General features: G+C 62.3%; 19 protein-coding genes. 18 read left to right on the top strand and 1 reads right to left on the bottom strand.

Translation table 11 applies throughout. The annotated features are described in order from the left end of the window. Nucleotides 1–26: 26 nt before the first annotated feature. From I3J27_RS32500 to scpA, 5 genes are read left to right on the top strand one after another with little or no spacing between them, the layout of a single operon-like run. On the top strand, nt 27–1,559 hold the full coding sequence (locus I3J27_RS32500; protein ID WP_270162967.1) for an acyl-CoA carboxylase subunit beta: 1,533 nt from the start codon (nt 27–29) through the stop codon (nt 1,557–1,559). A gap of 8 nt (nt 1,560–1,567) precedes the next feature. Beyond that, nucleotides 1,568–3,583 carry an acetyl-CoA carboxylase biotin carboxylase subunit gene (locus I3J27_RS32495; protein WP_270162965.1) on the top strand — a complete coding sequence of 672 codons (2,016 nt, stop codon included), beginning with the start codon at nt 1,568–1,570 and terminating at the stop codon, nt 3,581–3,583. A gap of 55 nt (nt 3,584–3,638) precedes the next feature. After that, nucleotides 3,639–4,739, top strand: a complete 1,101-nt coding sequence (locus tag I3J27_RS32490) for a CaiB/BaiF CoA transferase family protein (RefSeq protein WP_270162964.1) — start codon at nt 3,639–3,641, stop codon at nt 4,737–4,739. Between the two features lie 53 nt (nt 4,740–4,792). Next, on the top strand, nt 4,793–6,676 hold the full coding sequence (locus I3J27_RS32485) for a methylmalonyl-CoA mutase subunit beta (RefSeq protein WP_370691895.1): 1,884 nt from the start codon (nt 4,793–4,795) through the stop codon (nt 6,674–6,676). A gap of 42 nt (nt 6,677–6,718) precedes the next feature. After that, the gene (scpA, locus tag I3J27_RS32480) at nt 6,719–8,872 is read left to right on the top strand and encodes a methylmalonyl-CoA mutase (RefSeq protein WP_270162962.1); all 2,154 of its coding nucleotides are present in this window, start codon (nt 6,719–6,721) and stop codon (nt 8,870–8,872) included. 695 nt (nt 8,873–9,567) lie between these two features. On the opposite strand, the gene I3J27_RS32475 is transcribed toward scpA, so the two are convergent. After that, entirely contained in the window at nt 9,568–11,109 is a 1,542-nt protein-coding gene (locus I3J27_RS32475) for an acyl-CoA synthetase (protein WP_270162960.1), read from the bottom strand. A 269-nt stretch (nt 11,110–11,378) separates the two neighbouring features. Here I3J27_RS32475 and I3J27_RS32470 point away from each other — a divergent pair, with 269 nt between their 5' ends. The 13 genes from I3J27_RS32470 (at nt 11,379) to I3J27_RS32410 (ending at nt 24,325) form a co-directional block, all read left to right on the top strand. Continuing rightward, on the top strand, nt 11,379–12,053 hold the full coding sequence (locus tag I3J27_RS32470; protein WP_270162959.1) for a TetR/AcrR family transcriptional regulator: 675 nt from the start codon (nt 11,379–11,381) through the stop codon (nt 12,051–12,053). Nucleotides 12,054–12,551: 498 nt separating this feature from the next. Next, nucleotides 12,552–13,703, top strand: a complete 1,152-nt coding sequence (locus tag I3J27_RS32465) for an acyl-CoA dehydrogenase family protein (RefSeq protein ID WP_270162958.1) — start codon at nt 12,552–12,554, stop codon at nt 13,701–13,703. A 30-nt stretch (nt 13,704–13,733) separates the two neighbouring features. Continuing rightward, a complete protein-coding gene (locus tag I3J27_RS32460; protein WP_270162956.1) occupies nt 13,734–14,909 on the top strand; it encodes an acetyl-CoA C-acyltransferase in 1,176 nt (391 codons plus the stop codon). Between the two features lie 23 nt (nt 14,910–14,932). After that, nucleotides 14,933–15,694 carry an SDR family NAD(P)-dependent oxidoreductase gene (locus I3J27_RS32455; protein WP_270162955.1) on the top strand — a complete coding sequence of 254 codons (762 nt, stop codon included), beginning with the start codon at nt 14,933–14,935 and terminating at the stop codon, nt 15,692–15,694. Then, nucleotides 15,691–16,866 carry an acyl-CoA dehydrogenase family protein gene (locus tag I3J27_RS32450; protein WP_270162953.1) on the top strand — a complete coding sequence of 392 codons (1,176 nt, stop codon included), beginning with the start codon at nt 15,691–15,693 and terminating at the stop codon, nt 16,864–16,866. The genes I3J27_RS32455 and I3J27_RS32450 overlap by 4 nt, the downstream gene beginning before the upstream one ends. Further along, complete coding sequence (locus I3J27_RS32445; protein ID WP_270162952.1) at nt 16,863–17,930, top strand: phosphotransferase; 1,068 nt, start codon at nt 16,863–16,865, stop codon at nt 17,928–17,930. The genes I3J27_RS32450 and I3J27_RS32445 overlap by 4 nt, the downstream gene beginning before the upstream one ends. Further along, nucleotides 17,927–18,703, top strand: a complete 777-nt coding sequence (locus tag I3J27_RS32440; protein WP_270162951.1) for an enoyl-CoA hydratase/isomerase family protein — start codon at nt 17,927–17,929, stop codon at nt 18,701–18,703. Before I3J27_RS32445 ends, I3J27_RS32440 begins: the two co-directional genes overlap by 4 nt. A 12-nt stretch (nt 18,704–18,715) precedes the next feature. Further along, entirely contained in the window at nt 18,716–19,879 is a 1,164-nt protein-coding gene (locus I3J27_RS32435; protein WP_270162950.1) for an acetyl-CoA C-acetyltransferase, read from the top strand. Next, on the top strand, nt 19,876–20,871 hold the full coding sequence (locus tag I3J27_RS32430) for an NAD(P)H-dependent flavin oxidoreductase (RefSeq protein ID WP_270162949.1): 996 nt from the start codon (nt 19,876–19,878) through the stop codon (nt 20,869–20,871). The genes I3J27_RS32435 and I3J27_RS32430 overlap by 4 nt, the downstream gene beginning before the upstream one ends. Before the next feature lie 35 nt (nt 20,872–20,906). Continuing rightward, entirely contained in the window at nt 20,907–21,704 is a 798-nt protein-coding gene (locus tag I3J27_RS32425; RefSeq protein WP_270162948.1) for an ABC transporter ATP-binding protein, read from the top strand. Next, nucleotides 21,701–22,414: an ABC transporter ATP-binding protein gene (locus tag I3J27_RS32420; RefSeq protein ID WP_014498266.1), complete on the top strand. Its 714-nt coding sequence runs from the start codon at nt 21,701–21,703 to the stop codon at nt 22,412–22,414. Before I3J27_RS32425 ends, I3J27_RS32420 begins: the two co-directional genes overlap by 4 nt. Before the next feature lie 13 nt (nt 22,415–22,427). Beyond that, complete coding sequence (locus tag I3J27_RS32415) at nt 22,428–23,306, top strand: branched-chain amino acid ABC transporter permease (protein ID WP_028142132.1); 879 nt, start codon at nt 22,428–22,430, stop codon at nt 23,304–23,306. A gap of 2 nt (nt 23,307–23,308) precedes the next feature. Next, entirely contained in the window at nt 23,309–24,325 is a 1,017-nt protein-coding gene (locus I3J27_RS32410; protein ID WP_270162944.1) for a branched-chain amino acid ABC transporter permease, read from the top strand. The last annotated feature ends 19 nt before the right edge of the window (nt 24,326–24,344 follow it).

The following is a 24,344-nucleotide window of genomic DNA, read 5'->3' as shown; positions in this document are numbered from 1 at the left end:
CTCGCTCCTACGCTGGAGGCGCACGGATGACTGCCGTAATCGAAAAGCTTGAGGCGCGTCGTGCCGGCGCAAAGCTCGGCGGTGGCGAGAAGCGCATCGAGGCGCAGCACGCCCGCGGCAAGCTGACCGCGCGCGACCGCATCGAGCTCCTGCTCGACAAGGGATCGTTCGAGGAGTTCGACATGTTCGTCGAGCATCGCTCCACCGAGTTCGGCATGGAGAAGACCAAGGTGCCCGGCGACGGCGTCGTCACCGGCTGGGGCACCGTCAACGGCCGCAAGACGTTTGTCTTCGCCAAGGACTTTACGGTGTTCGGCGGCTCGCTGTCCGAGACCCACGCGCTGAAGATCACCAAGCTGCAGGACATGGCGATGAAGGCGCGGGCGCCCATCATCGGCCTTTATGACGCGGGCGGCGCTCGCATCCAGGAAGGCGTCGCCGCGCTCGCCGGCTATTCCTACGTGTTCCGCCGCAACGTCCTCGCCTCCGGCGTGATCCCGCAGATCTCCGTCATCATGGGTCCCTGCGCCGGCGGCGACGTCTATTCGCCGGCGATGACCGACTTCATCTTCATGGTGAAGAACACCAGCTACATGTTCGTCACCGGCCCCGACGTGGTGAAGACCGTGACCAACGAGGTCGTCACGGCCGAAGAGCTCGGCGGCGCCTCGGTGCACGCCACGCGCTCCTCGATCGCCGAAGGCGCCTTCGAGAACGACGTCGAGACGCTGCTGCAGATGCGGCGCCTGATCGACTTCCTGCCGTCCAACAACACCGACGGCGTGCCGGAGTGGCCGAGCTTTGACGACATCGGCCGGGTCGACATGTCGCTGGACACGCTGATCCCCGACAATCCGAACAAGCCCTACGACATGAAGGAGCTGATCCTGAAGGTCGTGGACGAAGGCGATTTCTTCGAGATCGCGGATTTGTTCGCGAAGAACATCGTCACCGGTTTCGGTCGCATCGCCGGCCGCACCGTCGGCTTCGTCGCCAACCAGCCGATGGTGCTGGCCGGCGTGCTCGACTCGGACGCCTCGCGCAAGGCGGCGCGCTTCGTGCGTTTTTGTGATGCCTTCAACATCCCGATCGTCACCTTCGTCGACGTGCCGGGCTTCCTGCCGGGCACGGCGCAGGAATATGGCGGCCTGATCAAGCACGGCGCAAAACTGCTGTTCGCGTACTCGCAGTGCACCGTGCCGCTGGTGACCATCATCACCCGCAAGGCCTATGGCGGCGCCTTCGACGTCATGGCCTCCAAGGAAATCGGCGCCGACATGAACTACGCCTGGCCGACCGCCCAGATCGCGGTGATGGGCGCCAAGGGCGCGGTCGAGATCATCTTCCGCAGCGACATCGGTGACCCCGACAAGATCGCCGCCCGCACCAAGGAATACGAAGATCGCTTCCTGTCCCCCTTCATCGCCGCTGAGCGCGGCTACATCGACGACGTCATCATGCCGCATTCGACGCGGCGGCGGATCGCAAGGGCGCTGGCGATGCTGAAGGACAAGAAGGTCGAGGCGCCGGCCAAGAAGCACGACAATCTGCCGTTGTGAGAAGAGAAGTGTTTAAGAAGATCCTGATCGCCAATCGCGGCGAAATCGCCTGCCGGGTCATCAAGACTGCCCGCAAGATGGGAATCGAGACGGTTGCGGTCTATTCCGAAGCCGACCGCGACGCCCTCCATGTCGAGATGGCCGACGAGGCCGTGCTGATCGGCCCGCCCGCTGCGGCCGAGAGCTATCTGCTGATCGAGAAGATCGTCGAGGCTTGCCGCAAGACGGGCGCCGAGGCCGTGCATCCCGGTTACGGCTTCCTGTCCGAGCGCGAGGCGTTTCCGCGCGCGCTGGAGGCCGCAGGCATCGTCTTCATCGGCCCGAACCCGGGCGCGATCGCGGCGATGGGCGACAAGATCGAGTCCAAGAAGGCGGCCGCCAAGGCCAAGGTCTCGACCGTGCCCGGCTATCTCGGCGTCATCGAGGACGACAAGCACGCGGTCAGGATCGCCGACGAGATCGGCTATCCCGTGATGATCAAGGCCTCGGCCGGAGGCGGCGGCAAGGGCATGCGCATCGCGCACTCGACGGCCGAGGTCGCCGAGGGCTTCAACCTCGCCAAGGCCGAGGCGAAAGCCTCGTTCGGCGACGACCGCGTCTTCGTCGAGAAGTTCATCGTCGATCCCCGCCACATCGAGATCCAGGTGCTGGGCGACAAGCATGGCAACGTCATCTATCTCGGCGAGCGCGAATGCTCGATCCAGCGCCGCAACCAGAAGGTCATCGAGGAGGCGCCGTCGCCGCTGCTCGATGAAGCCACCCGCCGCAAGATGGGCGAGCAGGCGGTGGCGCTGGCCAAGGCCGTGAACTACGATTCCGCCGGCACCGTCGAGTTCGTCGCAGGGCAGGACAAGAGCTTCTACTTCCTGGAAATGAACACGCGCCTCCAGGTCGAGCATCCCGTCACCGAGCTCGTCACCGGAATTGATCTCGTGGAGCAGATGATCCGCGTCGCCGCCGGCGAGAGGCTCGGTCTGGCGCAGAAGGACGTCACGCTGACGGGCTGGGCGGTGGAATCGCGCCTCTACGCCGAAGACCCCTTCCGCAACTTCCTGCCCTCGATCGGGCGCCTGGTGAAATACCGCCCGCCGGCCGAAGCCAGCCAGGACGGCATCACCGTCCGCAACGACACTGGCGTGCAGGAAGGCGGCGAGATCTCGATCCATTACGATCCGATGATCGCCAAGCTCGTCACGCACGCACCGTCGCGCGCGGCTGCGATCGAGGCGCAGGCGACTGCACTCGACTCGTTCTATGTCGACGGTATCAGGCACAACATCCCGTTCCTGTCCGCGCTGATGCATCATCCGCGCTGGCGCGAGGGGCGGCTTTCGACCGGCTTCATCGCCGAGGAATTCCCCAAGGGCTTTGCCGTGCGCGTGCCGGAAGGCGAGGTGGCGCGTCGCATCGCCGCGGTCGGCGCCGCCGTCGATCACGTGCTCGGGGAGCGCAAGCGGCAGATCTCCGGCCAGATGGGCGGCCGTGTCGTGCAGCGCGAGCGCCGCCGCGCGGTCTGGCTCGACCGCCAGGAGATTTTGCTCGAGGTCGCCCGCGAGGGCGAGGCGATCGCGATCCGCTTCGTCGACGCCGACGGCAAGGCCGGCAACGCGCATCTGCTACAGTCGCCATGGAAGCCGGGCGATCCGGTCTGGCAAGGCACCATCGACGGCCAGTTCATCGCGGTGCAGGCGCGGCCGATCCCGAATGGCATCCGCCTCGCGCATCAGGGCGTCGAGGTGCCGGTCTATGTCTGGACCGAAGCGGAAGCGGCGTCGGCGAAGCTGATGCCGGTGACGACGGGCTCCGACACCGGCAAGAAGCTGCTGTGCCCGATGCCCGGGCTCATCGTCTCGATCGCTGTGACCGAAGGCCAGGAGGTCAAGGCCGGCGAGACGCTCGCGGTCGTCGAGGCTATGAAGATGCAGAACGTGCTCCGCGCCGAGCAGGACGGCACCGTGAAGAAGATCCACGCCAGCGCCGGCGCGACGCTCGCGGTGGACGCGCTGATTTTGGAGTTCGAATAGTCTATTCACTGCGCGAGTAGCCGCCGAACAAGAAGAGCTTGATGGGAGATGCAACATGGTAGCTGTTTCGGGCTCGCAGATGAACGGCCCACTTGCCGGCGTTCGCGTCGTAGAATTCGCCGGCATCGGTCCCGGCCCTTTCGCTTGCATGATGCTGGCGGACATGGGTGCGGAGGTTGTGACTCTTGACCGTGTCGGTGCCGCCCGGAACCTGAAGGGAGTTGCATCACGTGGTCGCAAGTGGGCCCATGTCGATCTGAAGGACGACAAGAGCAGGGGCGAGGTAATCGAGCTTCTCAGCACAGCCGACGTTCTCATCGAAGGTTTCCGTCCGGGCGTGATGGAACGCGTAGGGCTCGGTCCTGATGTAATTCTTAGCCGAAATCCTCGACTTGTGTACGGACGGATGACCGGTTGGGGCCAGCATGGACCTCTGGCCAACGCCGCTGGTCACGATATCAACTACATCTCGATCACAGGGGCGCTCGCCGCGATCGGTCCGCGGGAAAGGCCGATCCCCCCACTCAATCTGGTCGGTGACTTCGGCGGAGGTGCGCTCTACCTCGTCGTTGGCGTCCTTGCCGCCGTGATTGAAGCGAAGAAGTCAGGCAAGGGACAAGTCGTTGATGCTGCAATGTGTGACGGAGCAGCCTCATTGATGACCATGTCCTTCGATATGAGAGCTACGGGGAATTGGATTGAAGGCCGCGAGCAAAACTTGCTGGACGGAGGCGCGCACTTCTACGGCGTTTTCGAATGCGCGTGCGGCAACTTCGTCTCGATTGGATCCATAGAGCCGCAATTCTACGTGATCCTGCGGCGGCATGCGGGCCTGCATGATCCAGAGTTCGATGCTCAAATGGACCCTGCAGCTTGGCCAGGGCTGAAGCAAAAACTTGCAGCAGTTTTCAAGACCAAAACTCGCGAAGAATGGTGCAAGATCATGGAAGGCACTGACGTGTGTTTCGCCCCGGTCTTGACGATGACAGAGGCATCGCGACACGAGCACATGGTTTCCCGACAAGTGTTCCTTACCCGCCACGGTGTCCTCCAGCCTGCTCCTGCCCCGCGGTTCTCAAGGACTCCCTCATTGGCTCGTGAGCCAGAAGAACTGTCGCTTGCGGCAATCGTGGGCTCCTGGAAGGACGATCGATAAGTCGTTGTCGCGGTAGTCGTTGCCGTGCGGACGCGATCCGCAATTTTTCGCCGATGTGCAAGGAGGTTCAAACCGTGACGGGGGATGATGTGCCGCTGGCGGCCGATTTTCCCAAGGCGACGGACGCGGACTGGCGCAAGCTGGTCGACGGTGTGCTGAAGGGCGCGCCGTTCGAGAAGCTGGTCGGCAAGACCTATGACGGTCTGAGGATCGAGCCGCTCTATCCGCGCGCCAAGGGCGCTGCGCCTGTGCTGGGACGACCGGCGGCCGCGCCATGGCAGATCATGCAGCGGATCGATCATCCCGACGCTGCGGTCGCGAACGCGCAGGCGTTGCAGGACCTTGAGAACGGTGCGACGGGCCTCGCGCTGGTGTTCGCCGGCGGCAATGGCAGCCATGGCTTCGGCCTGGAACCGACGGCCGATGCGGTCGCGAAAGTGTTGAAGGACATTTACCTCGATGCCGGCATCGGAATCGAGCTTCAGGTCGGCCCGCAATCGCGGATGGCCGCGATCCACATCGCGGAATATGTGAAGAGCAACGGCATCGATCCGGCGGCCTGCAACATCCGCTTCGGGCTCGATCCGCTGGCCGCCTGCGCCGTGTTGGGAAACAGCCCCTACAGCTGGGAAGAGATCGTTCCCGCCGTCACCGGTGGCATCAAAGGCCTCGCCGGGATGGGTTTCAAGGGGCCGTTTGCTTCCGCCGATGGACGCGTGATCCACGATGCCGGCGGCTCCGAGGTGCAGGAGCTCGCCTTCGTGCTCGCCTGCGGCCTCGCCTATCTTCGCGCGATCGAAGGCGCCGGCGTTCCGCTGGAGCAGGCACAGGGCATGGTCTATGCGCGGCTAGCCGCGGATGCCGACCAGTTCCTGACCATGGCAAAATTCCGCGCGCTACGGCTGCTCTGGGCGCGCGTCGAGACGGCGTGCGGTCTGACGCCGAAGCCGCTGTTCATTGCCGCCGATACGGCCTGGCGCATGCTGACGCAGCGCGACCCTTACGTGAACATGCTGCGCGCGACCATCGCGACATTCGCGGCCGGGCTCGCCGGCGCCAATTCGATCACCGTGCTGCCGCATACGCTGGCGCTTGGGCTGCCCGATCCGTTCGCGCGGCGCGTGGCGCGCAACACGCAGCTCCTGCTGCTGGAAGAGAGCAACCTCGCCAAGGTCAGCGATCCCGCGGCGGGCTCCGGTGGCATCGAGACACTGACGGCGCAGCTCTGTGGAGCGGCTTGGTCGCTGTTCCAGGAGAGCGAAAAGGCCGGCGGAGCCTTCGCGGCGCTTCAGCAAGGCCTATTCCAGAGCAAGGTCGCTGCGGCGCGAACGGCACGTGACGCCAACATCGCAAAGCGCCGCGACGTGCTGACCGGCGCGAGCGAGTTTCCGAACCTGCATGAGAGGGAAACGGCGGTGCTCAACGCGACCCCGATTGCGGTCGCGCCTTATGGCGAGGCAAAATACAAGTTCGATGCGCTGCCGCCGATGCGCCTCGCCGCGCCGTTCGAAGCGCTGCGGGACAAATCCGATGCGGCGTTGAAAGCGCGCGGCACGCGGCCCAGCGTGTTCCTGGCCAATCTCGGCACGCCCGCCGACTTCACCGCACGTGCGACATTCGCAAAAAGCTTGTTCGAGGCCGGCGGCATCCAGGCCATCGACACCGAGGGTTTTGCCGATCCCACCCAGCTCGCTACCGCCTTCAAGGCCTCCGGCGCCGCGCTTGCCTGCCTTTGTTCCAGCGATAAGGCCTATGCGGACCTCGCGGAAACATCCGCCAAGGTCCTGCAATTGGCCGATGCGCGGGTCTATCTGGCAGGTCGTCCGACCGATGCCGAGCCGGCGCTTCGTGCGGCTGGCGTCACGGGCTTCGTCTTCGCCGGTTGCGATGCGCTTGCGACATTGCAAGACATCTACCGATGGCTCGCGTCAAATTGACCATGTTTAACAATCCCGTGCTCACTTTGTCTGGTTGGAATCATGAGCTGCATTCCCGATTTCGCTGACGTCGCCTTTGAGTGCGCCGCCACCGCCGCGCCAGGCGGAAGCGCCGCGCCGTGGCTGACGCCTGAGGGGATCCTGGTGAAACCCGCCTATGGCGAGGCCGATCTCGCCGGGCTCGATTTCCTCGAGACCTATCCGGGCATCGCGCCGTTCCTGCGCGGCCCCTACCCGACGATGTATGTCAACCAGCCCTGGACCGTCAGGCAATATGCCGGCTTCTCCACGGCTGAGGATTCCAACGCGTTCTACCGCCGCAATCTCGCGGCCGGACAGAAGGGCCTCTCGGTCGCCTTCGATCTTGCCACCCATCGCGGCTATGACTCAGATCATCCGCGCGTCAGTGGCGACGTCGGCATGGCCGGTGTCGCCATCGATTCCATCTACGACATGCGCACGCTATTTGCGGGCATCCCGCTCGACCAGATGAGCGTGTCCATGACCATGAACGGCGCGGTGCTTCCGATCCTCGCGCTCTATGTCGCAGCCGCCGGCGAACAGGGCGTCGCGCCGGAGAAGCTGTCGGGCACCATTCAGAACGACATTCTGAAAGAGTTCATGGTGCGCAACACCTATATCTATCCGCCTGCGCCCTCGATGCGGATCATCTCGGACATCTTCGCCTACACCTCGCAAAAGATGCCGAAGTACAATTCGATCTCGATCTCCGGCTATCACATGCAGGAAGCCGGCGCGACGCAGGACCTCGAGCTCGCCTATACGCTTGCCGACGGCGTCGAATATCTGCGCGCCGGTCTTGCCGCGGGCCTGGACGTCGACCGCTTCGCGCCGCGGCTGTCGTTCTTCTGGGCGATCGGCATGAACTTCTTCATGGAGGTCGCCAAGCTGCGCGCCGCGCGCCTGCTGTGGGCGAAGCTGCTGAAGCCGTTCAATCCGAAAGACCCGCGCTCGCTGTCGCTGCGCACGCATTCGCAGACTTCGGGTTGGTCGCTGACCGCGCAGGACGTCTTCAACAATGTGATGCGCACGACGGTGGAGGCGATGGCGGCGACCCAAGGCCACACCCAGTCGCTGCACACCAACGCGCTCGACGAAGCCTTGGCGCTCCCGACCGATTTCTCCGCGCGCATCGCCCGCAACACCCAGCTGTTCCTGCAGCAGGAAAGCGGCACCACCCGCATCATCGATCCCTGGGGCGGCTCGTATTATGTCGAGCGGCTCACGCGCGACCTCGCGGCGAAGGCGTGGGGCCACATCCAGGAGGTCGAGGAGCTTGGCGGCATGGCGAAAGCCATCGAAGCCGGCGTACCAAAACTGCGCATCGAGGAGGCCTCTGCCAAGACCCAGGCACGCATCGATGCCGGCAAGCAGGCGGTGATCGGCGTCAACAAGTATAAGCCGACCGACGAGGACAGCATCGAGATCCTGAAGGTCGACAACACCAATGTCCGGCGCCTCCAGATCGACAAGCTGACGCGGCTGAAATCCGAGCGCAACCAGAAGGACGTCGATGCTGCGCTCGCGGCGCTGACGCGTTCGGCCGGCGAAGGCAATGGCAATTTGCTCGCGCTCGCCATCGACGCGGCGCGGGCGAAAGCGACCGTCGGCGAAATCTCGGACGCGATGGAAAAGGTGTTCGGCCGCCACCGCGCCGAGATCAGATCCATCACCGGCGTCTACAAGCGGGAGGCGTCCAGCATGGGCAACCAGGTCGAGAAGGTTCAGGCGCTGATCGACGCCTTCGAGGAGGCCGAAGGCCGCCGTCCGCGCATCCTGGTCGCAAAGATCGGCCAGGACGGCCACGATCGCGGCCAGAAGGTGATCGCATCGGCCTTTGCCGATATCGGCTTCGACGTCGACATCGGGCCGCTGTTTGCGACCGCGGACGAGGCGGCGCGCCAGGCGGTCGAGAACGACGTCCACATCCTCGGCGTCTCCTCGCTCGCCGCGGCGCATCTCACCGCCGTGCCGGAATTGAAGGCCACGCTGAAGAAGCAGGCCCGCGACGACATCATGATCATCGTCGGTGGCGTGGTGCCGCCGCAGGATTACGACGCGCTCTACGCGGCCGGTGCCGAGGCGATCTTCCCGCCGGGCACCGTGATTGCAGACGCGGCCGAGGAGCTGATCCGCAAGCTGAACGCCCGGCTTGGGCATGATGCCGCGGCGTAGCGGCCTAGCTCCCGAGACGGCCTGTGAAACAGCCGCACATTGGGGTTCCGTTTCGATTCCGGTTCTCAGCAGTAGAATAAGCATCGTGCCAACTCTTGAATTGATCCGTCACGAGATAGACCGCATGCGTCTTCAGGTTGGGCGACATCGCAGGGAAATCGCCCGTCTTCAGCGCGCTGGGATACACGTCGACTCGGCAGAGGCTGCTGTAAAGACAATGCTGGCGAAGATCGAAGAATTGTGCCTTCGACGCGACGAATTGGCAAAAGCGAGACCTCATCCTGCAAAGGGCAAAGTCGGTCGCCGAAAATGCTGAGATGGACGAGAGCGTCCCACTAGGCGTCTCGCCACGACATCGACGGGACCGGACATTTGGCCAAATGCTCATGTCTGCAAAAGGCTCAATAGATGACACTTTGTGGCAAAGAGGCCGAAAAATGATGCGGTCTCAATCGCGCACTGGTCTAATACACGGTTCAATAGTGAGGCGGTAACCGATACACTTCGTGCCGTCGAAAACCTCTAAAGTACTGTTACAGCCCGGGCAGCGATATTCCCCTTTCTCCCCTGGCTGCGACCACAATTCGACGCGCTGAAACCCAGCGCCACACTCTGAGCACGTTACATCGGTCTTTCTCAACCTGTACCTCATACAGAGCAGTCTGCGGAGCGATGCATCGCGGCGGCGTTGGCCGTCAGGCGGTTTTCTCTGGCCAGTATCGCTTACGCAACTCCTGCTTCATGAGCTTGCCCGTCTGTGAGCGCGGCACTTCAGGTACGAAATCGACGCTGCGCGGCGCCTTGTAGCTCGCAACCCGGGCCTTCACGAAGGCGATGATTTCTTGCGCCAAGCTGTCGCTATCTTCGATGCCGGGAGTTAGTTGAACGACGGCCTTTACCTGTTCACCCATATCCGGATCGGGAATGCCGATAACGGCCACGTCTGCGATAGAAGGATGAACCACCAGAACGTTCTCGATCTCTTGAGGATAGATGTTAACCCCGCCCGAGATGATCATGAAGGCCTTGCGGTCGGTCAAAAAGAGGTTGCCATCCGCATCGACGCGTCCGATGTCGCCAACAGCGGTCCAATATGGATGCGCGGGATGTTGGGCGGCTTGTGTCTTCTCCGGCTCGTCATGGTAGATGAAAGGCATCTTTTCGCGTTCGAAATAGATGACTCCGGTCTCACCGGCCGGAAGCTCATTTCCTTCCTCATCACAGATGTGAATCTTTCCAAGCACGGCGCGACCGACAGAACCGGGTTTCTTCAACCACTCCTCCGATCCAATCACGGTCATGCCGTTCATTTCGGTAGAGGAATAGTACTCCCACAGGATCGGACCCCACCATTGGATCATTTCTTGCTTGATCTCAGCGGGGCAGGGTGCGGCCGAGTGGATAGCGACCTTCAGGCTGCTGACGTCGTATTGATGTCTGACGGATTCAGGCAGCTTGAGCATCCGAACAAACATGGTAGGCACCCACTGGCTGTGGGTCACCTTGTAGTCCTGCACGGCGGCCAAAGCTGCTTCGGCGTCGAACTTGTCCATGACGAGTGCGGTACCGCCTAATGCCTGGACGGTGGCGCATGTGCGAAGCGGTGCCGCGTGATAGAGAGGCGCAGGAGACAGATAGATGGTGTTTTCATCGAAGCCGAAACTCGATGAGAACATCTGGACCATTGTGTCGCCCGCTTCTGAAACGTCTCGCTGCGGCAACGCGTGTTTCACGCCCTTTGGCCGACCGGTCGTACCGGAAGAGTACAACATATCGGCGCCACGAGGCTGAGACGACGGCGCGTCAGTCCGAGCTGATTTCAGTATTTGATTGTACGAATCGTAACCCGCCAACTCTTCGTGGAGACAAACCCGTCGCTTCAGCTTTGGATGCGCGCCAAGCCTGGAGACCGTCTCAACAGCGCCTCGACCAACGAACAACGCGGCAGCACCAGAGTTTTCGAGCATGTAGTCGACTTCGCTGGCGCTCAGCCGGTAGTTTATCGGCATCAGGTACAAGCCAGATCGTTGAGTGGCCCAATAGATCTCGAATACCCAAGAGCTGTTGTCTGAAAGTAGGCCAACCACGTCGCCGACGCGCAGGCCTGCGTCGGACAGCCAGTTCGCGATGCGCCGTGAACGATCCTCCAAGTCCCCGTAGGTCACGACCTCGCCAGTGGCGGTCATGATGAGGGCCGGGCGGTCCGGATTTGTAAGCGCGTGGGTCCCCGGATACATGAGCACTCCCTGGATACCACCCCTCAAGAGGCGGAGTTACGATTTGGAGCGAATTGGCCCGGATCGGGGTTCTTGCGCCCGCCAAGGTCGAGATGCCAGCTAGGCTGGCTTCGCCGGCTTTGGCCCAAGGGCCAGGCAACCGCCGCGCCCCCGACTGCTTCTCCGCCCATTGAATTGCTTACAGTTCAGGCTTGAACAAGAACTGATATTGATGTCACATTACTGATTGTAGGCTGGCGGTCAAGCGGACCCGATGCTAAAGGTCGCAAATGCTGGACATCGGTGATTCTGCGTTGGAGCCCTTGGCCCCCGCCACGGCGAAGGGCGCTGCGATGCGCCAGCGGCTCCTTGATGCCTCGGCGCGCGTCTTCGCGCGTAAGGGGTACGAGGCAACCAGGGTCGAGGATATCGTCAAGATTGCTCGCACATCCTACGGCAACTTCTATCGGCACTTTCGGAATAAGGATGAGATTCTGCTGGCCGTGCTTCGGCCACTGATCGACGAGATCTACGTTGCAAGCAAGCGTAGGATCGGCCGCTCATTGAAAGCGACCGAAGCGGAATTCATTGAAAACACCATCGCTTATCTCAAGATCTATGCACAGCATCGTAAATTGTTGCGCGTTATGCGCGAGGCGGCTGCTCGCGGCGAGAAAGCCACCTTCCTGTCGCTTTACGTCTCGGAACGAAGTCGCTTCGTGAGACGAACCACCACCTGGCTAATGCGGCTTCAAGGATTAGGCGAACTAAGTCGTGAACTTGATCCTGAAATGGCTGCTGAGGTGCTCGGTTCTACGATGGAGCAGATTGCCTACATGAAATTTGATCTCGCGCCGAAAGATCCGAGTGATGCCGAGACCCAGCACATAGGCACACACTGCGCAAAGGTCTGGTATCGAGGCGTGTTTGGGATGGTCAAAGAAAGCCCTGAGGCTTCGAATTGACGTATCGCCTTAGGCGGGGCTCATTATCCGCTCTGCGTCGCGACGAGGTATGAGCGAAACACAATCATGAGCAGCTTGTCTCGCTGCTGTCGGTGGGGATGATCGGCAAGATCGTCGCCTTTCTGAGTCATCGAATCCTGTATCGATCGGGTGCGACGCCCGTCGATGTCCATGTGGCGTCTCACGGCCATTAGAGCCTATTCCTCGAATTTCGGCCCAAGACGGCCACGGCCTGTCGTCCGTCTAAACGCCAGCTAGGGTCTTGTTTGCAAACGATAGGCGAACTCGGCTTGACGAGACGAGCTAATCGGTAATATGACGTCAATATCACTTTTAAGCGCCAGCCAGAAGCGCAGATCGTTTCGCACGGGAGGAGCCGATAAAATCGGCAAAAAGCAATGAAACCAATGATTTCGTCACTCCATTGCGGCTTGCTTTGGTGCTGCCATTGGGTTGCTTCGGCGTGATCTGCGGCGAAAATCCGGCGGAGTGCGCGTCGTGATCCTCAATGAAACGCAGGCGGCAATACGCGACGAGGTGCGTAAATTCGCCCAAGAGCGAATTGCTCCTCGCGCGCGCGAGTTCGAACAGGCCAAGGGATATCCAGCAGAACTCTTTGAGGAGCTTGCGGGTCTTGGTCTCATGGGAATGATCGCACCCGAAGAAGAGGGCGGAGCAGGTGCGGACTACGTCTCCTACGCAGCATCGCTCATCGAAATCGCGGCGGCGGACGGCGCGCTATCTACTATCCTCAGCATCCAGAACAGTCTGATCGTATCCGGCCTCCTTAAGGATGGCACGCCGACACAGCGAGCAAGCTTTCTGCCTTCACTCATTTCCGGTCGAATGATCGGCGCATTCGCTCTTACGGAGGCAGAGGCAGGTTCTGACGCTTCCGCGTTGAGGACGCGCGCGACCCGTGCAGGATCTGGTTACAAGCTCAACGGCGCGAAGCAGTTCATCTCGTCCGGTCGAACGGCTGGACTCGCGATCGTGTTCGCCGTCACCGATCCTTCCGCCGGCAAGCGCGGCATCACAGCTTTTCTGGTTCGCACCGATAGTCCAGGTTACAGCGTCGAGAGGATCGAGAGCAAGCTAGGGCAGGCCGCGTCAGACACGTGTGCTCTACGGTTCGACGACGTTTACGTCGAAGGAGAGATGCGGCTTGGCCAGGAGGGCGCTGGTTATTCGATCGCGCTCTCCAATCTGGAGGCTGGCCGCATCGGCATCGCTGCCCAATGTATTGGAATGGCTCGCGCGGCGCTCGATGCGGCCGCAAGATATGCGGGCGAGCGCAAGAGCTTCGGCGCACCAATCTTTTCGCATCAGGCCGTCGGGTTTCGGCTTGCGGATCTTGCCGCCCGCCTGGAGGCGGCGCATCAACTGGTTTTGCATGCGGCCGCAATGAAGGACGCGGCCCTGCCGTGTCTGAAAGAAGCTTCGATGGCCAAGCTCGTCGCATCCGAAACCGCCGAGGCGGTGGTCTCCGGTGCGCTCCAGACGTTCGGTGGCTACGGCTATCTGGAAGATTTCTCCGTCGCCAAGATCTACCGAGATGTGCGCGTCTGCCAGATCTACGAAGGCACCTCGGACATCCAGCGAATGGTCATCGCGCGCGAACTCGCCCGAGAGGCGACAGCTCACGATTAGTTTCGAAACTAACGGAAGGTCTCCACGTCCATGTCCGACCCAGTTGTTATCGCGAGCTACGCGCGCACGCCTATCGGGTCCTTTCAGGGCGCGCTCGCGCGCTTCAAGGCCACCGAGCTCGGTGCGGCGGCAACGAAAGCGGCAGTTGAGCGTGCTGGCATCGAGGCGGAGCGCATCAATCAGGTCGTGATGGGGTGCGTGCTGCCGGCCGCGCTTGGTCAAGCTCCCGCCCGACAAGTTGCGTTGGGGGCGGGATTGCCACTGAGCGCGCAGGCGACCACGGTCAACAAGATGTGCGGTTCGGGCATGCAAGCCGCGATCTTGGCCCATGACGCGCTCGCCGTCGGCTCTGCCGACGTTATCGTTGCAGGTGGCATGGAAAGCATGACGAATGCACCATATGCCCTGCCCAAGCATCGTAGTGGCGCGCGCATCGGGCACGACCGCGTCGTAGACACGATGATGATGGATGGACTGGAGGATGCGTATACTCCAGGTAAGGCCATGGGCGCCTTCGCGGAAGATGCTGCGCGCGAATTTCAGTTTGGTCGCGATGCGCAAGACGCATATGCGCTCCGGTCCTTGGATCGCGCTCGGGCTGCGATCGCCAGCGGCGCATTTGCCGACGAGATCGCCGCTATGCCGGCGGCCGCCAAAGATGGATCGGTCGTGGGCACGGACGAGCAGCCAGGAAAGGCGAAGCCCGAAAAGATATCTCTGCTGAAGCCGGCGTTCGCAGCTGACGGCACGATCACCCCTGCCAACGCATCGTCCATCTCTGATGGAGCCGCAGCTCTCGTGATGACCCGCCGAAGCATTGCCGATAGGCTGGGCCTTCCGATCGCCGCCACGATCCGCGCACACGCGGCGCACGCTCAGGCGCCGGCTCTCTTTACGACTGCTCCCGCGCCGGCAATTCAGAAGGCGCTGGCCAAAGCGGGGTGGTCCGCTTCGGACGTCGATCTCTACGAGATCAACGAAGCATTCGCCGTTGTGGCGATGATCGCTGCGCGCGAGCTCGACATTCCGGCCGAGAAACTCAACGTCAACGGCGGTGCGACCGCCCTCGGCCATCCCATCGGCGCAAGTGGCGCCCGAATCATCGTCACGTTACTGGCCGCGCTTAAGGCGCGGGGCCTCAAGCGCGGTGTGGCCAGCCTCTGCATTGGTGGCGGCGAAGCGACGGCAATGGCCATCGAAATCTGAATCGGAAAGGACAAAGGACAATCATGCAAATCAAGGGAACGGCGGCGGTTGTGACTGGCGGGGCGTCTGGCCTCGGAGGCGCCGCAGCGGAGCGCCTGGCGGCCGCCGGTGCGAAGGTCACCATCCTGGACCTCAATGCAGAGCTGGGCGAGGCGCACGCCAAGTCCATCGGCGGGCACTTCATCAAGGTTGACGTGACTGACGAAGACGGTGTCGAGCAGGCGCTCGAGTCAGCAGAGCTCATGCACGGTAAGGCGCGGATCCTGGTCAACTGCGCCGGCCTCGGACCGCCCGGCAAAGCCATCGGTCGAGACGGCAAGGCGCTGCCGCTGCGCGACTTCGCCAGGACCATCAACATCAATCTGATCGGTAGCTTCAACGTGCTATCGAAGTTTGCCGCCCGTCTTCATATGGCCGAGACTGTTGGTGAGGAGCGAGGCGTCATCGTCAACACGGCCAGTGTGGCTGCATACGATGGCCAGATCGGCCAAGCGGCCTATTCAGCATCAAAGGGTGGAATCGTCGGCATGACGCTGCCCCTTGCTCGTGAATTTGCGCGTTACGGCATTCGGGTGATGACGATCGCGCCGGGCATCTTCCTTACGCCGCTGCTGATGTCGCTTCCGGAAGAGGCGCAGAAGTCGCTCGGCAAGCAGGTTCCATTTCCAAGCAGGCTCGGTCAGCCGTCCGAATTTGCTCAAATGGTCGAGTCCATTGTCGTCAATCCGATGCTCAACGGCGAAACAATCCGCCTCGACGGCGCAATCCGGATGGCACCGAAATGAGCGGGGTCGGCGCGGAGCGTACTCAAGAGATCGCGGATCGCGTCGAGCGCTTCGTTCGGGACGTCGTTGTCCCGTTCGAGCGCGATCCTCGCCGTGATCATCACGATTGCCCAAAGGACGAGTTGGTCACCGACCTGCGCGAGCTGGCGCGGGCTGCAGGCGTCTTGACGCCGCACATCCTGGCAGATGGTTCACACCTCTCGCAGGGCGAAACCGCTATCGTTCTGGCCAAGACGGGTCTATCGCCGCTTGGGCCGCTCGCGTGCAACACGGCGGCTCCCGACGAAGGCAACATGTACCTTCTGGGTAAAATTGGCTCGCCGGAGATCAAGGAACGCTTTCTCAAGCCGCTGGTCGAGGGACGCGCTCGGTCCGCCTTCTTCATGACCGAACCGGCCGAAGAAGGGGGAGCAGGCTCCGACCCATCGATGATGACCACGATCTGTCGCCGGGACGGTAATCAGTGGGTCGTGAACGGACGCAAGGCGTTCATCACAGGTGCCCGCGGAGCCAAGGTCGGCATCGTTATGGCAAAGGCCGAGGAGGGCGCCTGCATGTTCCTCGTCGATTTGCCTGATCCGGCAATCACCATCGATCATGTGCCCAACACGATCGACAGTTCGATGCCAGGCGGGCACGCCGTCCTGACCATCCGGAATCTGCGCATCCCGGCCGATCAAATGCTCGGACACCCGGGTGAGGGCTTCAGGTACGCGCAGATCCGCCTTTCGCCGGCCAGGTTGTCGCATTGCATGCGCTGGCTGGGCGCCTGCATTCGCGCGAACGAGATCGCGACGAGGTACGCCAACCGTCGGCAGGCGTTCGGCAAGACGCTCATCGATCATGAAGGAGTTGGCTTCATGTTGGCCGACAACCTGATCGACCTCAAGCAGGCCGAGTTGATGATCTCCTGGTGCGCGAGTGTCCTGGACACGGGATCGCTCGGAACAAACGAGAGCTCCATGGCGAAGGTTGCGGTCAGCGAGGCGCTCATGCGTGTCGCCGATCGTTGCGTGCAGGTCATGGGCGGATCGGGCGTGACCAACGAAACCATCGTCGAGCAGGTGTTTCGTGAGGTTCGTGCATTCCGCATCTACGACGGTCCCACCGAGGTGCACAAATGGTCACTTGCGAAAAAGATCAAGCGCGACTGGCAGAAGGCAAACCCGTGAGCGCGCTCGACGATACCGCCAACTCCGGATTGGCGGAACCCTCTGACGCCCATCGTCTTGACGAGGGTGCCTTGGCGCGCTGGATGGCGGCCAATGTCGAGGGGTTTCGAGGGCCGCTCAACGTCTCCAAATTCAAGGGAGGTCAGTCGAACCCGACTTACCGTCTTCAATCCGCAGACGGCGTCTACGTGCTCCGGCGCAAACCACCGGGCCCATTGGTAGCCGGAGCGCACGCCGTCGATCGCGAGGCGCGCGTCCAGCGCGCGCTGTCGCAGGTCGGGTTTCCTGTGGCACGCATTTACGGCTATTGCGCCGACACGTCCGTCATCGGAAGCGAATTCTATGTGATGCAGCTGGTGGAGGGCCGCATCTTCTGGGACGCGACTTTCCCCGGAGTTAGCAGAGAAGAACGACCTTCCTACTTCAACGCCATGTGCGACGTCATCGCGCAACTCCACTCGGTTGACCCGACCTCGATCGGCCTGGGCGACTACGGCAAGCCGGGCAGCTACTTTGAGCGGCAGATCAGCCGGTGGTCGCGCCAGTATCAGGAAGATCCACAGGCCGGGCGCGATGCCAACATGGATCGCCTTGTCAGCGAGCTTCCGGGAAGGATTCCGGCGGGTGACGAGGCCTCCATCGTGCATGGCGACTTCCGTTGCGACAATCTGATCTTTCATCCGAGCGAGCCGCGGGTGATCGCCGTGCTCGACTGGGAGCTTTCGACCCTCGGACATCCGCTCGCCGACTTCGCTTACCACGCAATCATGTATCGAATGCCTCCGCACATAGTTGCTGGCCTAGCGGGAGCAGATCTGGCCGCTCTCAATATTCCGAGAGAAGCCGAATACATCGACAGGTACTGCCGCGCGACCGGCCGAGAGGCGATTGCAGACTGGCAGTTCTACGTTGCTTTCAACTTCTTTCGGCTTGCGGCGATCATGCACGGCATAGCCGGTCGCGCGCTGCGCAGGACAGCGTCGTCGACGCAGGCCATCGAGCGCGGAAAGAGCTTTCCGGAACTGGCGAAGCTGGCTATTCGCGCGTTGGAGAATCTAACATGAGTGCTCCGGTCGAATTCTCTTGCGACGAAAAAGTCGCAACCTTGACGTTGGCACGTCCGGAACACGGAAACGCGATTGATCCGGCGATGGCCCGCGCTCTCCTGCAGGCCGCCGAACGTTGCGACGAAGATGATGATATCCGATGCGTCATCCTGACGGGGCGCGGAAAGCTGTTTTGCGCAGGCGGTGATGTCAGTGCGTTCGCCGCGGCTGGCGACAACGTGTCGGCATTCCTGGAGGATTTGGCGGGAACGCTTCACGCGGCGATTGTGCGCCTTATGTATATGCGGAAACCGCTGATTACGCTTGTGAACGGACCTGCAGCCGGAGCAGGCATGAGCCTCGCAATGATCGGCGACTTTGCGTTAGCGGCGCGGTCAGCGCACTTTTGCGCCGCCTATACCGCCTTAGGCCTCAGTCCTGACGGAGGAATGAGCTGGCTGCTACCGCGCGTGGTCGGCCTTAGGCGAGCACAGGAGATCATCTTGTCTAATCGACGCGTACCGAGCGACGAAGCGGAGCGAATAGGACTCGTTACGCGTATTGTCGATGGCGAGCAGCTGCTTGCTGCCGGCACCGAAATTGCCGCGAAACTTGTGGCAGAACCGGTGGCGGCGCTCGGCGCAGCACGCCGTCTCTTGGTCGAAAGCTATGAAAGCACGTTGGAGGAGCAACTCGAGTTGGAGATGTGGAGCATCGCCGAGCTGGGCGGCTCGGACGAGTCGCGCCGTCGTGTTGCGGCATTCGCCGCTCGTCGCAATTCAAACGGATGAAAGGATCAGGCTATGGCAGAAGCTTATCTCGTTGAGGTGGTACGGACAGCTGGCGGCAGGCGTAACGGCAAACTTTCCGGCTGGCATCCGGCCAACATGGCTGCCGAAACACTCAACGCGGTCGTCGATCGGTCGGGGATCGACCCGGCCGCCGTCGAGGACGTGATCCTGGGTTGCGTGACACAGGCCGGCGAGCAGGCGTTCGCCTTCGGGCGGAATGCGGTGCTTGCCTCCAAGCTCCCGGAATCCGTTCCGGCCGTGACGATCGATCGGCAATGCGGCAGCTCGCAGCAGGCGGTGCAGTTCGCTGCGCAAGCGGTGATGTCGGGCACTCAGGATGTGGTGATAGCCGCCGGCGCGGAAAGCATGACGCGCGTGCCGATGTTCTCGAACATTTCGTTGCATCAGAAGGAGGGCATTGGGACCGGCCCGATCAGCGACCGCATTCAGAAGCGGTTCGGCGTGGAATCCTTCAGCCAGTTCGAGGGTGCCGAGATGATCGCAAGGAAATACGGGTTTGATCGGCTGACCTTGGACCGGTTCGCTCTCGAAAGCCACCGGCGCGCGGCAGAGGCAACGAAATCCGGAGCCTTCAAGAGCGAGATCGTTCCGCTCAAGATCGAAGGGGGAGAGCACATCGTCGATGAAGGAATTCGATTCGACGCTTCGCTGGAGTCGATCGGCTCGGTCAAGCTTCTGAAGGAGAATGGCGTCGTCAGTGCCGCCAACGCGAGCCAAATCTGCGACGGCGCCTCGGCTGCACTGGTCGTCAGCGAAAAGGCCCTCAAGGACTATAATCTGAAGCCGATCGCGCGCATCGTTGGCCTCACGGTGACCGCCGGCGACCCCGTCATCATGCTTGAAGAGCCGATCAACGCAACCCGTCGGGCCCTTGCAAAGGCCGGAATGAAGATCGGCGATATTGACCTCTACGAGGTCAACGAGGCTTTCGCACCGGTGCCGCTGGCCTGGCTTCAGGCGATCGAGGCCGATCCCGCAAAGCTCAATGTCAATGGCGGCGCGATTGCACTCGGTCATCCGCTCGGAGCCTCGGGTACCAAGCTCCTTTCGACTCTGGTCCATGCTCTGAGGGCTCGAGGCAAGCGATACGGGCTTCAGACGATGTGTGAGGGCGGAGGCATCGCCAACGTCACGATTGTCGAGGCTTTGGGATGACCTTCCAAACCCGCTTCACGGAGCTTGTCGGCGTCCGTCACCCGGTCATGCAGGGCGGCATGATGTGGGTCGGGCGCGCAGAGCTCGCCAGCGCAGTTTCCAACGCCGGCGGGTTGGGTGTCATCACGGCCTTGACTCAGCCGACGCCGGATGATCTGCGGCGGGAGATCGAACGCTGCCGGTCGCTGACCGATAAGCCTTTCGGGGTCAACCTTACGATACTGCCCTCGGTGACACCTCCGCCTTACGCCGAGTATCGCAAGGCCATCATCGAAAGCGGGATCAAGGTGGTCGAGACGGCTGGTGCCCGGCCACAAGAGCATGTGGAGGAGTTCAAGTCCCATGGCGTCATCGTCATTCACAAATGCACGTCGGTTCGGCACGCCATATCTGCCGAGAAAATGGGAGTCGACGTCGTATCGATCGACGGCTTTGAGTGTGCCGGGCATCCCGGTGAGGACGACGTACCTGGCCTCGTATTGATCCCCGCTGCGGCAGACAAAATTTCCATTCCGATGCTGGCCAGTGGTGGCTTCGGCGATGGTCGCGGCCTCGCTGCTGCGCTGGCCCTTGGAGCTGACGGAATCAATATGGGCACGCGCTTCTGCGCGACGGTTGAGGCTCCGATACACGAAGCGGTGAAGCAGTTTCTGGTTGAGAACGACGAGCGGGCAACGAACCTCATTTTCCGAAAGTTTCGGAATACGGGGCGCGTGGCCAAGAATAGCGTGTCCGACAATGTCGTTGCGATCTCAAGCGTGCCCGACGCCGCGTTCGACGATGTCCGGCCATTGGTCGCAGGGGCGAAGGGGCGCGTTGCGCTTGAGACGGGGGATCTCGATGCCGGGCTGATCTGGGCCGGGCAGGTGCAGGGGCTGATTCACGACGTACCCACTTGCAAGCACCTGATCGAGCGAATCGTTGCCGATGCCAAAGTTACGATTGGTGGGCGGCTCGCTGGATTGCTGAAGCCTGAAGGTCTCCCGGTTTGAAGAAAGAGCCGGTGGATCGGCGTGTGGGGAAGTGCATGATTCAAGCGAGTCAAATGAAGGATCAAGAGGCGTTACTCTCGGTTCGAGATGTGACGGTGGCCTTCGGCGGCATCATCGCGCTCAACGGCGTGTCCTTCGACATGCACAAGGGCCAGATCCTCGGCTTGATCGGCCCCAACGGCGCCGGCAAGACCACGCTCTTCAACTGCCTGTCCCGGCTCTACCAGCCGTCATCCGGCGACATCCTGATGGAGGGCGCGAGCATCCTGACGCGGCCGCCGCACCGGATCGCCGAGATCGGCATCGGCCGCACCTTCCAGAACGTGGCGCTGTTTCCGAACCTGTCGGTGATGGACAACGTCCGCGTCGGCGCGCATTCGAGGACCTCGAGCGACATCATCAGCGACTCCCTGAAGCTTGCCTGGGTTCGCCGCAGCGAAACCAGCGTCAACAAGAAGGTGCACGAGATCCTCGCCTATCTCGACCTCGAGGACGTCGCCCACACCGTGGTCTCCGGCCTGCCCTTCGGCACGCAGAAGCGCGTCGAGCTGGCGCGCGCACTCGCGGCCGATCCCAAGATCCTGCTGCTCGACGAGCCCGCCGGTGGCCTCAACCACGAAGAGGTCTACGTGCTCGGCGACCTCATTCGCCGCATTCGCGACGACCGGCATATGACCGTGCTGCTGGTCGAGCATCACATGGGCCTGGTGATGTCGATCGCCGACCATGTCGTTGCGCTGAATTTCGGCAAGAAGCTCGCGGAAGGCACGCCGGCCCAGGTGCAGGCGGACCCCGACGTCATCAAGGCCTATCTCGGGAGCAAGGACCAATGACGACGCTGCTCAACGTCAAGGACCTGCGCGCCTATTACGGCCAGGTCCAGGCGCTCCATGGCCTGTCCTTCTCGCTCAACGAGGGATCGTTGACGACGCTGCTCGGCGCGAATGGCGCCGGCAAGACCACCACCCTGCGCGCGATCTGCAACATGGTGCGTTCCACCGGTGCAATCGAGTTCGAAGGCAAGCCGCTCAGCAACCGCTCCACCGAGAGCATCGTGCGGTTCGGCATCGCCCACGTGCCGCAGGGCCGCGGCACCTTCACGACCATGACGGTCGAGGAGAACCTCCAGCTCGGGGCCATCACCCGCAAGGACAGCGCCGGCATCGTCTCCGACATCGAGCGCATGTACGCGCATTTCCCGGTGCTGAAGCAGCGCCACACCCAGCAGGCCGGCACGCTTTCCGGCGGCGAGCAGCAGATGCTCGCGGTCGCCCGCGCCCTGATGCTGCGGCCGCGGCTGATGCTGCTGGACGAGCCCTCCTTCGGCCTCGCGCCGCTGGTGGTGCGCGACCTGTTCGGCATCCTTGGCAAGATCAACCGCGAGGACAAGGTGTCGATCCTGGTGGTCGAGCAGAACGCCCAGCTCGCGCTGGAGCTCGCCGACCAGGCCTATGTGATCGAGACCGGCCGCATCGTGATGTCGGGCAACGCCAAGGACATCGCGAACAACGAAGAAATCCGCAAATCCTATCTGGGTTACTGAGGGAGCCGGGACAATGGAGCTGTTCACCAACCAGGTCCTGGCCGGCATTGCCACGGGCGCGATCTACGCCTGCATGGCGCTCGCCGTGGTCATGATCTACCAGGCCATCGACCATCTCAACTTCGCGCAGGGCGAGATGGCGATGTTCTCGACCTTCATCTCCTGGCAGCTGATGCAATGGGGCGTGCCCTATTGGGCTGCCTTCGTGATCACGCTGGCCTTCTCCTTCGTCGCCGGTATCGCGATCGAGCGGATCCTGTTCAAGCCGCTGACAAAGGCACCGGTGCTGACCAACGTCGCCGGGTTCATCGCGCTGTTCGCGATCATCAACTCCTCGGCGGGCCTGATCTGGGACTTCACCATCAAGCAATATCCGACCCCGTTCGGCTCCGCGCCGTTCCTCGGCAGCCAGCTGATCTCGACCCACCAGGCCGGCATGATCGGCGTCACTATACTGCTGCTGCTCGGCCTCTATTTCTTCTTCCAGTACACGCGGATCGGTCTTGCCATGCGCGCTGCCGCCTCGGTGCCTGAATCGGCCCGCCTCGTCGGCATCAACACCTCCTGGATGATCGCGCTCGGCTGGGGCATGGCGACCGCGATCGGCTCGATCGCCGGCATGCTGATCGCACCGGTCGTGTTCCTCGAGCCGAACATGATGGGCGGCGTGCTGATCTACGGCTTTGCCGCGGCCGTGCTCGGCGGACTGACCAGCCCGTTCGGCGCCGTGGTCGGCGGCTTCCTGGTCGGTGTCTTCGAGAACCTCGCCGGCACCTACATCCCCGGCGTCGGTAACGAGCTGAAACTCCCGATCGCGCTCGCGCTGATCATCTCCGTCCTGGTCGTCAAACCCGCCGGCCTGTTCGGTCGGCACATCGTCAAGCGAGTTTGATCATGAGCGCTGCAGAAGAAGTCGTCGAAGGCCACGCGGCGGTCGAAGCCGTTCCGAAGCGGGCCATGACGCTGGGCACCGGCACCTCGGTGGTGGTGCTCGCGGCACTGCTGATCGCGCCCGTCTTCGTCAAGAACTTCATCATCTTCCAGATGACGATGCTCCTGATCTACGGGCTCGCCGTGCTGGCGCTGAACATCCTGACCGGCGGAAGCGGCCAGTTCTCGCTTGGCCAGAGCGCGTTCTACGCGGTCGGCGCCTACACGACCGCGGTGTTGATGGAGCACTTCAACGTCAATTACGCGCTGACGCTGCCGATCGCCGGCGTCGTCTGTTTCGGCTTCGGGTTTCTGTTCGGGCAGCCGGCGCTGCGGCTCTCCGGCGTCTACCTCGCGCTCGCGACCTTCGCGCTCGCCACCGCCATGCCGCAGCTGCTCAAGCTGAACTTCCTCGAGCACTGGACCGGCGGCGTGCAGGGCCTCGTCGTCACCAAGCCGGACGCGCCGTTCGGACTGAAGATGTCGCAGGACATGTGGCTGTATTATTTCACGCTCGTGGTCGTGATCGCGATCTACATGCTCTCGGTGAACCTGTTGCGCTCGAGGTCAGGCCGCGCCTTCATGGCGATCCGCGACAACGAGATCGCGGCGTCCTCGATGGGTGTCAACGTCGCACTCTACAAGACCTTGGCTTTCGGCGTCTCCGCCGCCGTCACCGGCATTGCCGGCTCGCTCGGCGCCATCGCGGTGCAGTTTGTGGCTCCCGACAGCTACACCATCACGCTCGCGATCTCGCTGTTCCTGGGCATGGTGGTCGGCGGCGTCGGCTGGCTGCCCGGCTCGTTCGTCGGTGCGGCCTTCATCATCTTCGTGCCGAACATGGCGGAGAGCATCTCCAAGGGCCTCTCAGGCGCCGTGTTCGGCGTGCTGCTGTTCGCCGTCATCTACCTCGTGCCGCATGGCGCAAGGCAGGTCGCGATCCTGGGCCAAGGCTGGATCGCCAAAACTAAACAGAACTGAAATGCAACAAGGAGACCTC

This window comes from Bradyrhizobium xenonodulans, assembly GCF_027594865.1.
GTDB lineage: Bacteria > Pseudomonadota > Alphaproteobacteria > Rhizobiales > Xanthobacteraceae > Bradyrhizobium > Bradyrhizobium xenonodulans.
The sequence above is the reverse complement of the archived record's forward strand: the minus strand, read 5'-3'. Positions and strand labels throughout refer to the sequence as shown.

Excerpts from the sequence above, each read along its gene's own strand:
- I3J27_RS32440 (WP_270162951.1), top strand. The coding sequence starts at position 17,927 with ATGAGTGCTCCGGTCGAATTCTCTTGCGACGAAAAAGTCGCAACCTTG.
- scpA (WP_270162962.1), top strand. The coding sequence starts at position 6,719 with ATGAGCTGCATTCCCGATTTCGCTGACGTCGCCTTTGAGTGCGCCGCC.
- I3J27_RS32410 (WP_270162944.1), top strand. The coding sequence starts at position 23,309 with ATGAGCGCTGCAGAAGAAGTCGTCGAAGGCCACGCGGCGGTCGAAGCC.
- I3J27_RS32435 (WP_270162950.1), top strand. The coding sequence starts at position 18,716 with ATGGCAGAAGCTTATCTCGTTGAGGTGGTACGGACAGCTGGCGGCAGG.
- I3J27_RS32470 (WP_270162959.1), top strand. The coding sequence starts at position 11,379 with ATGCTGGACATCGGTGATTCTGCGTTGGAGCCCTTGGCCCCCGCCACG.
- I3J27_RS32485 (WP_370691895.1), top strand. The coding sequence starts at position 4,793 with ATGTGCAAGGAGGTTCAAACCGTGACGGGGGATGATGTGCCGCTGGCG.
- I3J27_RS32425 (WP_270162948.1), top strand. The coding sequence starts at position 20,907 with ATGATTCAAGCGAGTCAAATGAAGGATCAAGAGGCGTTACTCTCGGTT.
- I3J27_RS32450 (WP_270162953.1), top strand. The coding sequence starts at position 15,691 with ATGAGCGGGGTCGGCGCGGAGCGTACTCAAGAGATCGCGGATCGCGTC.
- I3J27_RS32430 (WP_270162949.1), top strand. The coding sequence starts at position 19,876 with ATGACCTTCCAAACCCGCTTCACGGAGCTTGTCGGCGTCCGTCACCCG.
- I3J27_RS32490 (WP_270162964.1), top strand. The coding sequence starts at position 3,639 with ATGGTAGCTGTTTCGGGCTCGCAGATGAACGGCCCACTTGCCGGCGTT.
- I3J27_RS32420 (WP_014498266.1), top strand. The coding sequence starts at position 21,701 with ATGACGACGCTGCTCAACGTCAAGGACCTGCGCGCCTATTACGGCCAG.
- I3J27_RS32500 (WP_270162967.1), top strand. The coding sequence starts at position 27 with ATGACTGCCGTAATCGAAAAGCTTGAGGCGCGTCGTGCCGGCGCAAAG.
- I3J27_RS32460 (WP_270162956.1), top strand. The coding sequence starts at position 13,734 with ATGTCCGACCCAGTTGTTATCGCGAGCTACGCGCGCACGCCTATCGGG.
- I3J27_RS32415 (WP_028142132.1), top strand. The coding sequence starts at position 22,428 with ATGGAGCTGTTCACCAACCAGGTCCTGGCCGGCATTGCCACGGGCGCG.
- I3J27_RS32475 (WP_270162960.1), bottom strand. The coding sequence starts at position 11,109 with ATGTATCCGGGGACCCACGCGCTTACAAATCCGGACCGCCCGGCCCTC.
- I3J27_RS32455 (WP_270162955.1), top strand. The coding sequence starts at position 14,933 with ATGCAAATCAAGGGAACGGCGGCGGTTGTGACTGGCGGGGCGTCTGGC.